Source organism: Nostoc sp. UIC 10890 (assembly GCF_054786515.1).
Window position 1 is genome coordinate 2128742 of the sequence record NZ_JBSGKF010000001.1, and the last position, 8128, is coordinate 2136869.

An 8128-nucleotide genomic window follows, 5' to 3' on the forward strand; every position below is an offset into this window, starting at 1 on the left:
CTTGAGAATGAACTCAATTACAAGTTAAAAATACACAAATCTAGTAGTATGGCAACGCGCTTAATCTCTACTCTCAAATAATCTCAGCTTTATCAAGAAAATGCAATAGCAGTTAAGACATTAAAAGTAGACAGTTAAGACAGTAAAAGTGGACAGTTAAGAAATTTAAGAAAGTTAAGTAGACAGTTAAGACAGTTAAGACAGTTAAGTAGATAAAATATCCGTTACAAAACTTAATTACGAATTACGAATTACGAATTACGAATTATTTTAATATTCCCCATGCTCATGCGACAACGCCAAAAAGAGGGGAAAACTAATTATTGTAATACTTCTCGGTTAAGGGGAAAAGGGGAAATAAAAAACCTTTAACCCTTACCCTTTGCCCTTTTCCCAAAACCCGATTCTGAATTAAAAATGCTTAACCGAGAAGTATTGCTAATTATTGTAACTCTGCCCAAATTCCTTGACAGCGTTCCATAACTAGCCCTTGAAAAATTGATTGAGTTGATGGATGAATGTCTATTTTGTACAGATAGAAAATACCTGTAGGACTTTTAAGGTTTAACTCTCTTCGAGTAAGAGATAACGCTTGTGCCCGATGGAGTTCAACAGCTTGGAGTAAACCTGGATAACTCAAATTACGTAAAGCTAATTGACCTTTTTTAGTAATATATATAGCATCATTTTGAAAAAGATGTTCTAAGCTTAGAAGGCTAGCATATACATCCGTATCTTTTTCTATGCCTCCTAAACGGTGAGCATCTAAGCCAAAGCGAATGCAGAAATTAACAGCTACCAACTTCCCAGCTTCTTGAGCAGGTAAAATGCAAGCTGCAAACTCAAACCCTAAACTATCAGATCGCCATTCTTCTACACCAGCATAGGCATAGTTTTGGAAGAGATTATGCTTTACTTTGAAGTCAAATCCCAAACCACTAGCATGTCCTGCTTCATGAACTTGAGTATCTATATGGCGATAGCGTTCACTATTGATTTCGTCTTCTAAGGGGCCTAATAGTAAATTTGCTGTTTCATGTTCAAATACTTTTTGAATGCATTCGCGACTAGAACCTAAAAAACGTCGTCGCTGCTCGCTTGCATTGTTTAATGCTGGGCCACAAACACTGTTAGGAAATGACCATCCATTTGGGACGATGAAGGCTTCACTAATTTCACCACTGACATTACCGCAACTAGCAATTTCGGTAAAAGAAAGGTTTCTTGGAATTGGTTGGCTTAGGGTTCCAAATTTTTCGCGACTCAGATTTTCTAATTGTTCAATAGATGGCTGAGAGTTATCGTGCATTTTGCCGTAAATTGCACTTAAAGTTACCTGGCTTTGGCATTGTCGATTTATTTGATAAGGTGCGATTATCAAGAAATAACCATTTTTACCAATAAAATCCATATTAATAAAGCCTTCAGACAAGATACTCCAATCGTTATTTTCTAAAGCATCTGCTGTGTTGAGTAGCCAAATTGAAGGAAGTTCACAAGAGTTTGTCGCCTGTTGACGCAGTTTTTTGACAGCAATGGCAATTTCATCTTGCTTAATATATTGAACTATTTGTTTGGCTAATTCTTGTTTATCTGCAAATATTGTTGACATTTTTACACCTAATATTGAAATTAGCTGGAGTACGAAATTATGTTATTTTTTGCTCTATTTATGCTTAAAAAGTTTGCTCATTTTTAGGTAAAAGCATTAGTAAGCGTTAAATTTTCACCCATTTCAACACCTTGGGGTCTTTGTTGTAGTGGTAGGTGAAGCCATCTTTGCCAGTAGTGGACTTACCAAGGCTTGCTCTACTTCTAATACTGGCAACGGAATAGTCTGTTAATTCCTGCATTTCTTTATGAGAAAGCCCTTCAATCGTGCCTGTTATTGTCCCTAGTTCGGGTGGGTTTTGGGATTGATTATTGGGTAAAACATCTATGATGATTTCAGTATTTTCAGGAGAATTAGTGACTATTTCTGTTGCTTTTTGACGCCGATAATCCTCCACGGTAACAAGTTGCCAACTAGAATCTTGTGATAGTTCTAAAACCCATTGATGATAATTAAACAAACTTTCTCGATGTCCAACACTGATAAATGTTGTTTTTGTCTCTAGTAACTTTTGATACAAGCTCTCCTCGTTATCCAAATCCAAAGCACTTGTTGCTTCATCTAATATGGTGAAGCTAGGATGAGTAATTAATAATCGGGCGAATGCAAGGCGTTGTTGTTCTCCCAAGGAGAGTATATTTTCCCAAGGAACCTCTGTATCGAAACCATCGACTCGACTAAGCAAGTTTTGCAGATTAACTTGTTGTAAAACTTCTTTGAGTTCTCGATCGCTCATAGGACGATTTGTATGAGGATAGAGTAACTGTTCGCGCAGAGTTCCCAAAATTATATAAGGACGTTGGGGCAAAAATAAGACTTGTTCTAAAGGCGGTCGCACCAGACGACCAGTTCCCGCATTCCATAAGCCAGCGATCGCTCTTAACAGAGAACTTTTACCTCGACCACTAGGCCCAACAATTAATAAACTTTCTCCCGGTTCAACAGAAAGTGATAAGTTTTCGACAATCACCTGCTCATAGTTGGGCGTTTGTAAGGTGACATGCTCAAAAGTGAGATGATTTTCTTCTATTGTTTTAATAGTACTTACATTTTCTGGTTGCTTAGTTACTTCTTCTAAAGAATTTGAAAACTCAGCTAAACGATCAACGTAACTAGAAAAGCGTCCTGAAGTACCAAATTCATTTATTAATTGTCCCAGAGCAACAGCAAACATATTACAAGCTAAAGCGGCTTGTCCTAGTTGTCCAAAATCAATTTCGTCTCTAATATATAAAGGCGCGAGTACTAAAAAGGGGAAGATTTGGATAACAGATTGATATCCTCTGCTAAAAATTTCCGTACCTCTTTCCCAACTTATCTTACGTTCCGTGTTGTTAACCAGATTACTAAATCGGCGTCCAATTATATTTAATTCTTGTTTTTCTCCCTGAAAAAAAGCTATCGATTCAGCGTGATTCCGAACATGAGTCAAGGAATAATTGTATTCAGCTTTAAATCCAAGTTCTTCTTGATTAATTTTACTCAATGTTTGATTTAAGTAAACAGCAATAAAATTACCTATGATCGTATAAGCAAGTAGAACAACAGCGATTTGTTGGGAAATAGACCAGACAATTATTAAAAAAGTTGTCATTTCCAGTACTTTTTCTAAAAAAGTAGCTGAAAAATTCAAAGCACTATTGGTAACAGGTTCAATCTCTTGAGATAAGCGTTGATCTGGGTTATCAAGATCGGCTTGAAAGTTAATTTTATAATAAGCACGATTGCTCAAATATTTATCTAAAATATGATTGTTTAGCCATTTGTACCAATCCAGAGCAATTTTTTTTCTGACAAATTTAGAAAATCCTACTAACAGGGTTACCAAGACTAACCCAACAATATTAACTGCTAAGGTGTTAAGGAACTTATCATAATCTTTGTCTTGAATAAGACTATCGACCAAATAGCGACCAACAAAACTATTAAAAGCAGTTACGCCCACAAGCCCGATTATTAGTAATATCAGAAGAATAAGCATTGCCCAAGCGCGAAGAACGTCTGGAAATGTTCTATCACCTGGCTTGGTTGGATACCAGTAAGGGCCTGCGATCGCTTTTACATCTTCCCAAAATTGAGTAAAACTTGAAAAAGCATTTGTTATGGGTTGAGCTTGAACAGCTTGGGTTGGCATATTTGAGAAATAAATTGAAATCTTTTATAATCAGATTTAGCACTTTTTAGTACTGAATAATCAGTAATAAGCATCTTTGTACTTAGTTTGCTGATGCTTGCTGGATGCAAGCTTTCAAGCGTTCGGCTAAAACCTGGACATGGGGTTCAGCCATAATCGTGATATGGTTACCTAGCAGAAAATGGATATCCACTGGTTCGGTACAAAACTCGCTCCAGCCCAAGGATAAATCCTTTGAAACCTCAGCATTTAACTCACTATTAGGGTCTTCTGGCATATCCTCGTTAGCTCGTAGAATCGTAAGTTTACCCGGATAAATCTGTTTTGGTAGATAATCAACGAGACATAAACAGCTAGTTTTATAAGCTTGGACGATATTTTTCAGCTGCGTAATTTCAGCATTAGGAGCCAACATATTAGCCATTTTAAAATAGTGTAAAACGTATTTGAGTTGCTCCTCCATAGTCAAGGTTTGAAGAGTATCGTAGGAAATATCCACGCTTTTTTCTAAATAAAGTTCTATTCCTTTACTCACCTCCGCTAGCCACATAGCATCATCCCAATTAATATAATCAATCAGCATTTGCTTATCCTTATAAGTCGGTGCTGAAGAATCAATTATCGCCAGCAATGCAACTTCATGTCCCTGAGAAACTAGCTGTTGGGCCATTTCAAAAGCGACGTTCCCACCATAGGAATGTCCTCCTAAAAAGTATGGGCCTTGGGGCTGCACAGCTTGCATTGCTTGAATGTAAATACTAGCCATATCCTCAATACGAGTGACTGACTCTAAGTCACTATATAAATCATTTTGAAAACTGTATAATGGTTGATCTGCTCCTAAATAACGTCCTAAGTGATAGAAGTAAAAAGGCCTGCCACCTGCTCCGGGAACGCAGAAGAAAGGCAAGTTTGAACCGTTTGGTTGAATTGCTACCAAACAAGACGAATCAGAGTAATCAGCGCCTTTTTGTACAATTGTCGCCAACTGTTCAATAGTTGGATTTTGAAAAATATTAGTTAAGGTGACATCTTTACCAAGCTGCTGTTTAATTTGAGTCATTAAGTAGGGAGCTAAAAGGGAATGACCACCAAGGTCAAAAAAGTTATCTTGTACTCCCACTTTGTCAACTTTCAGAATCTTTGACCAGATTTGTATTAGTTGCAGTTCTAATTGGTTACGAGGTTGAACAAATTTGTCTAAGTTGCTGGTGTTAGAAGGTGCTTTCAAGGCGCGACGGTCTACTTTTCCATTGGGTGTTAGTGGCAAGGACTCCAACATCACAAAAGCATTTGGCGTCATATATGCAGGTAGTTTATTAGCAAGGAACTGACGCAGAACGCTGACTGTGGGTGTCACCTGTGGGTGCGGCACGATGTAAGCGACTAACCGCTTTTCACCTGGGGTATCTTCGTGGGCGATGACGCAAGATACCTGCACATCTTCATGTTGGCTCAGTACGGCTTCAATTTCTCCCAACTCAACGCGGAAACCACGAATTTTTACTTGGTTATCAATACGTCCCAAGTATTCGATGTTGCCGTCACTCAAGTAGCGTGCTAAATCTCCAGTTTTATAAAGTCGGGGATTGGGAACTGGGGATTGGGGATTGGGAAGAATTTCTGCTCCTCTGCTCCCCTGCTCCCCTGCTCCCCTGCTTTGACCGAAGCGATTAGAGATGAATTTCTCTTGTGTTAACTCTGGTCGGTTGAGATAGCCGCGTGCCAATCCTGCACCACCAAGGTACAATTCTCCGGGTACGCCAATCGGTACAGGTTGTAAGTTTTGGTCTAGTAAATAGATTTGTGTGTTGGAAATTGCCCGACCAATGGGGATAGTTTTGGCTGTAGTTGCTAAGTTCTCTACCAAATACCAAGAAGAAAAAGTGGTATTTTCTGTTGGCCCATAAACATGCAAAAGTTGCTGTGGAGCGCCTTTTTGTAGTACTTCTTGCACCCATCTGGGGTCAACCGCTTCACCACCAAATAGTAGATATTTTAGAGAACTAAATGCTTCGGGGACAAAACTGGCTAACTGATTGAATAAAGCTGTGGTTAAAAATAAGACGCTGATCTGGCGATCGCGGATATTTGCGGCAAATTCTGTCGGGATCAGCAATACAGATTTATTTATGATGACTAGCTTGGCTCCGTTCAGCAATGCTCCCCAAATTTCAAAGGTTGCAGCATCAAAAGCAATATTGGCAGCTTGAGCAACGCAGTCATTAGGTGTTAACTCCACATAGTTGGTATTCAACACGAGTCGATTTACAGCCTGATGAGTTACGATTACTCCCTTGGGTGTGCCTGTAGAACCGGAAGTATAAATTATGTACGAGAGGTTTTCCGAACTGACTGTGCTGTTGAGATTATCCTGATTTGCTTGGCTAATACTTTGCCAGTCGGTGTCTAAGCAGACGACACGCGACTGATGTTGAGTCAGAGACTTTACTAATTTTTCTTGAGTCAACAGCACTTTTACCTGAGCATCTTGAAGCATGAAACTTAAGCGTTCTTGGGGATACTCTGGGTCAAGTGGCAGATATGCTCCACCCGCCTTGAGAATTCCCAGTAGTCCCACAATCATCTCTAGCGATCGCTCTACACACAACCCGACCAGTACATCTACTCCCACGCCCAAGGAGCGCAAATAGTGTGCCAACTGGTTAGCACGAATATTCAACTCACCATAAGTCAGTTGTTGATTTTCATACACTACCGCCACTGCATCGGGTGTCTTCTCAACTTGCTTCTCAAATAACTGATGGATACACAAATCCTGGGGATAATCTACTTGAGTATCGTTCCACTCCACCAACAATTGATGTCTTTCTGCTGAACTCAATAGTGGTAATTCAGAAATTCCCATTCTGGGATTTGCGACAATTGCTTTGAGTAAAGTTTGAAAATGTTGGCCGATGCGAGTAATTGTGGTGGCATCAAATAAATCAGTGTTATAGCACCAAACACCTTCCAGACCTTCTGGATTTTCCCAGTAGTTCACTTCCAAATCAAACCTGACTTTGACATCAAGTGGTAACGGCACATTTTGGATAGTTAAACCTGGCAAATTAGCAGAAGATTGTGGCGCATTCTGGAGGGAAAACATTACTTGTACCAGGGGATTACGACTCAAATCTCGGTCTGGCTGTAACTTTTCTACCAACATTTCAAAGGGCAAGTCTTGGTGGGAGTATGCTGACAACGTGGTTTGCCGCACTTGCGCTAAGAACTCAGTAAAGGTGGGGTTTCCAGACAGATTGCCCCTTAATGGTAGGGTATTCGCAAAAAACCCCATTAGCTGTTCGATCGCTGGACTGTTACGGTTAGCGATCGGAGAACCAACAACAATATCTGACTGACCACTGTAACGAGAGAGCAAGACCAAAAAAGCTGCCAGTAGGGTCATAAATAAGGTTGTGTCTGACTCCTGGCTTAATTGCTTGAGGCGTTGTGTGAGGTCGCGATCCAGTTGAAAACACTCAACTCCACCTTGAAAGGTCTGAACTGGGGGACGTTTTCGATCAGCAGGGAGTTCTAGTACTAGAGGCGCACCTGCTAATTGTTTTTGCCAGTAATTGAGTTGGCGCTCAAGAACTTCGCCAGTCAACCACTGGCGTTGCCAAACTGCAAAGTCGGCGTACTGGATAGGTAATTGGGCTAGTGGGTTGGGTAATCCTTGAGTGAAAGCTGCATATAACTGAGATAACTCACGGAAAAAGATGCTCAAAGACCAGCCATCGTAGATAATGTGGTGCATCTTCAACAGCAGTACATACTCCTGGGAATTCAGTTGGAGTAAGGTGAATTGTACTAATGGTTCAGCAGCCAGATCGAAAAGCTCGGATGCAATGGACTTGGCTATTTGTCGAATTTGCTCAGTTTGCTCCTCGGTGGAAAACCCCTGCAAGTCATGGATTGGCAAAGTTAAGGCAGTGGGAGGGGCAATTAGCTGGATCGGGTTTCCGTCTACTGTGGGAAAAGTGGTTCTTAATATCTCGTGGCGGCGAATCAGTTCGCTGAGGCTCTGCTCCAGTGCCCCAATATTGGGCGAACCGTCTAGTTGCAGAGCTTCCAGCATATTGTAAGCAGTACTGTCGGGTGATATCTGGTGGATAAACCAGAGCCGTTGTTGGGCAAAAGACAGTGGTAGCTTACCATCCCGTAGTACGGGTTGAATGGACAACTGCTCGGAGACTTTAAGCTGCTTTGCCTCCTGTAATAATAAAATCAGGTCTGTTTTGCGCTGGGCGATTTCTTGGCGCAGGGTTGGAGTTAACGCTCCTTCAGGTGCATGACAGCGCAAGCGATCGCCATCGGTTTCTAGATTAATACTTAAATTTCTGAGTTGACAAAGAAAATCAAATGTGTTGTTAGTCATT

At 40.5% G+C, this 8128-nt stretch carries 3 protein-coding genes; all 3 read right to left on the reverse strand.

Features of this window, described 5'->3' with window-relative positions; all coding sequences use genetic code 11:
• Positions 1-442: 442 nt before the first annotated feature.
• The 3 genes from ACWATR_RS08420 to ACWATR_RS08430 all read right to left on the reverse strand — a co-directional run bounded on the left by ACWATR_RS08420 (position 443) and on the right by ACWATR_RS08430 (position 8127).
• The gene (locus ACWATR_RS08420; protein WP_460331360.1) at positions 443-1612 is read right to left on the reverse strand and encodes a DUF6014 family protein; all 1170 of its coding nucleotides are present in this window, start codon (positions 1610-1612) and stop codon (positions 443-445) included.
• Positions 1613-1718: 106 nt separating this feature from the next.
• Positions 1719-3746: an ABC transporter ATP-binding protein/permease gene (locus ACWATR_RS08425; RefSeq protein ID WP_460331363.1), complete on the reverse strand. Its 2028-nt coding sequence runs from the start codon at positions 3744-3746 to the stop codon at positions 1719-1721.
• A gap of 82 nt (positions 3747-3828) precedes the next feature.
• A complete protein-coding gene (locus ACWATR_RS08430; RefSeq protein ID WP_460331365.1) occupies positions 3829-8127 on the reverse strand; it encodes an amino acid adenylation domain-containing protein in 4299 nt (1432 codons plus the stop codon).
• Position 8128 lies beyond the last annotated feature (1 nt).